Below are 3,032 nucleotides of genomic sequence, written 5' to 3' on the forward strand. Positions count from 1 at the left end.
TAAATACCCGTATCGGCCCCCGGAGTATCTACGACAATCCAGCGCATGCCCAGCGGCGATTACAGCGGCTCCTATGCCATGTCCGTCAGCACAGCAATCCCGCTGTCGCCTGCATCGCGGGCCGTCAGCGCACCTCAGCGGCCATTATCGCTCGTTGGACCGAACGCAACCGCCTGATTGAGCTGGCCCGAGAAAAGGAACATTCGGCTTCGTGAGTGAATTCTATCAGGGGGTTTTCCGTGCAACGCGCGCGTGGTAGTTAAATCCAAAAGTCCAATGATATCAATGTCTGTTCCCGGATAAGGTACACCAGAAAATGACAGACCGAGACTACGCATCAATCTGGATTGAGGAACTGGACCCACCCTATGTGCGCATGGGTGTCGCGTCGTGGCCTTGGCAGAACATCACCCGGATCACGGAACGGGCGGGCAAGCTGGCACAGAATTATTCCCTGGGCTGGCATTGTGCCTATTGCGGTGAGCTCATGCCGGAGTGGAAGCGCATTGACGCCAAGTATTGCAAGGAAGGCTGTCGCAAGATGGCGGCGCGGAAACGGCGTCTAAAGTAGAGCGAAATCTAAAGCAGAGCACAGTCTATCCGGGATGTGTTTTTGACAGAAACCCGTTCGGCGCGTTAGCCTCGCCATCGAAGTTTCCGATTTCTTTTTGGCGTAGCGATTACAATGAAACCGTTTTTCTACTTACCGATTGTCATCACCTCATTCCTGGTCTCAGCGTGCCTGCCGACCTCCGATGTTTCAACCAGCGTAACTCCCGAAGGCGCAGAAGGCGTAGTTGGTCGTTCCATGATGTCGAATACATACATTGGCCGCGGTGCAAGCGTATTGACGCCTCACGGGCATAAACGCTCAAGCGAGCGGGCGCGGAGAGGAAGTAGGTCTGACCGCTTTGAACTCCGCCACAATGACTGTGCGATAGCTAGAAAGCCCCAGCCTTTGGATTGTGTTGAGGACCGGCAGCGCATCGAGCGCGAGGAAGAACCGAGAGGTGTATTCCAAAAGTACGGCACGGCTGCCTGGTATGGATGGTCCATGTTTTTGGCCCCCGATTTCCCAACGCTTGCACCGATGTCCGTTACTGCGGTTCAAGCTAAGCCACCGGGATACACTCCGATTTGGGACTTGAACTTAGGAGGACCTGCAAGAGTTTTCTTTTGGGACGAAAACAGCGATTGCACAGTTGGGCAACTAAGCAATTGGAGGGGTAGATGGACCGACATTGTTGTATTTGCTGACTACAGCCCGTCTCCGAGCGGTCCGGCGTTTCAAATGTGGGTCAACAATCGACTGGTTTGCACAAGGACGCGACCACTCATAGTCAATGGCATGCCAGGTGATGGAAAAAACCTGCACATCAGGTACGGATTATATCAAGCCTACATAAGTAGATGGCTTGGTAGAAATGGCACAACCCCACCTGAGGCGACCGGATGGCGTGATGTTAACTCTCAACCCGGATTTGGGAGTAACAGCTTGACCCCCACACCGTTTGCATATGACTGGGGAGTGAAGCTACCGACTACCGTTCTTTATATCGACGAATTCAGAAGTGGACCCACACGCGAAAGCGTGGATGTAGGAATGTTGGAGGCTCGAGGCGTGAAGCCAGTGGACTGAGCACAGCCTGTTTCCAACGTCACCAATCCACCGGAGAGGCCTCCAGTACCCTCATAAGGCACATTCAGGCGGTTCCGGCTCAGCACACTGTCAGAACCCGTTAGACCGGCTCAGCGGGCCGTGTATCGAGTCTGGGAAGTCGGGGTGGCGGCTCTACCAGTTCTTAGTCCGTCGCGGTGGTTGTCGTGGCATCGCCAGCACCAGTGCCTTCAGCACCCCCGGCATCTTCGCCGCCTGACCGCATCATGGTCAAAGCCAGGATAACAACAACCACGACTGCCGCGATTATGACAACGGTCTTATTCATCTCGATCCTCCATGGCAGAGAGGCGCTCCAGGTGATGCCCGGTTGAGAATTAAGCCACCCTCTGCGTGTCTGCTGTTGGTTCGTTTTGCTGTTCGTATTGTTCCACTGCCGACAAGTATTCCTTCAATTGTCTGTCTTCGTCGGTATCAGGTTCTGATCCCCACAAAAGCTCGATTTCCAGCAGCGCGGCGCGGTACTCGTTAGGGGTGCGGACAATGGCCATAGTGGATCCCCAAGTCAAAATCAGTGTGAGAATCCATATCTCTTTTCGCGCGATTCTGACAGGCAATTCACCATTGGCGGTTGACCAGAGCGGTTTTGCGCTGGTTGGGAAAATATGAACAGAACTTCCGTTTTTGGTAGGCCATATCCGGTATGCGGGACAAAGTAGCCGTTCGTCTATTCACCGAAACCATCGTTTGACCTTAACGCACATAGATTGCCATCAGGGTCAGTAAACTCAGCGGTCGTGCCCCAAGTGTGGACGCCAACTCTCACATCGACATCTTTGCGCATTAGAAGTTCAGCAATTGCTGAAACATTGGAGACATTAAATCGGAGCTTGGTCGGGTTCTGTGCAATTTTCTTGGCTGATTGAGACGCAACACCACCTGGCTCCACCATCAAATATGCGTCACCCAACGAAAATGTCGTAAGTTGTTCATCTTCGCGATCAATCTTGTGCAGCATATCCAGCCCAAGAACCGAGCCATAGAATTCTACGCAACGTTCGTAATTTTCAGTGAATAGTATGATACCTGCTTGTGTAAAGTTCATGTTTTCCCTCCGCCCGTGGCTGCAAGTTGCAAATCAGATTGCAACGAGAGAGACCGTAATTGCTCAAGTAAGGTTGAGGTCAAGTACTGGATGGGGATGCCAAATTATGTCCTCTATGCAGGTAGGTTTGGGCTCGGAGTGGACAATCGAAGTTACCAATTAGGAGCGCTCAATCAGTGCAGATATGCATGGTTTCGCGCTGCCGTGGAGCAAATCCCATGTAGCGAATGTAGCAGGGGATCGGGGCTGAATTGAGTTTTGAGAGCAGAGGGTTTTGACAGGTTGGCTCAAAGTGCCGTTCTTTAGTAG

The 3,032-nt window shown here is 52.6% G+C and carries 6 protein-coding genes; 3 read left to right on the top strand and 3 right to left on the bottom strand.

The window, feature by feature from the left end; genetic code table 11:
* The 3 genes from ACR0K1_RS25410 to ACR0K1_RS25420 form a co-directional block, all read left to right on the top strand.
* The coding region (locus ACR0K1_RS25410; protein WP_480852293.1) for a hypothetical protein at positions 1–215 on the top strand (215 nt) is incomplete at its 5' end.
* A gap of 101 nt (positions 216–316) precedes the next feature.
* Positions 317–571 carry a hypothetical protein gene (locus ACR0K1_RS25415; protein WP_480852294.1) on the top strand — a complete coding sequence of 85 codons (255 nt, stop codon included), beginning with the start codon at positions 317–319 and terminating at the stop codon, positions 569–571.
* 240 nt (positions 572–811) lie between these two features.
* Positions 812–1,639 carry a heparin lyase I family protein gene (locus ACR0K1_RS25420; protein WP_480852298.1) on the top strand — a complete coding sequence of 276 codons (828 nt, stop codon included), beginning with the start codon at positions 812–814 and terminating at the stop codon, positions 1,637–1,639.
* A gap of 163 nt (positions 1,640–1,802) precedes the next feature.
* Here ACR0K1_RS25420 and ACR0K1_RS25425 read toward each other — a convergent pair whose 3' ends face one another.
* The 3 genes from ACR0K1_RS25425 to ACR0K1_RS25435 form a co-directional block, all read right to left on the bottom strand.
* Positions 1,803–1,946 carry a hypothetical protein gene (locus ACR0K1_RS25425; protein ID WP_480852295.1) on the bottom strand — a complete coding sequence of 48 codons (144 nt, stop codon included), beginning with the start codon at positions 1,944–1,946 and terminating at the stop codon, positions 1,803–1,805.
* A 49-nt stretch (positions 1,947–1,995) separates the two neighbouring features.
* Positions 1,996–2,169, bottom strand: coding sequence for a hypothetical protein (locus ACR0K1_RS25430; RefSeq protein WP_480852296.1), 174 nt, complete (start codon positions 2,167–2,169; stop codon positions 1,996–1,998).
* Positions 2,170–2,345: 176 nt separating this feature from the next.
* Positions 2,346–2,723, bottom strand: coding sequence for a VOC family protein (locus ACR0K1_RS25435; RefSeq protein ID WP_480852297.1), 378 nt, complete (start codon positions 2,721–2,723; stop codon positions 2,346–2,348).
* Positions 2,724–3,032 lie beyond the last annotated feature (309 nt).

The organism is Ruegeria sp. F5, from assembly GCF_056533845.1.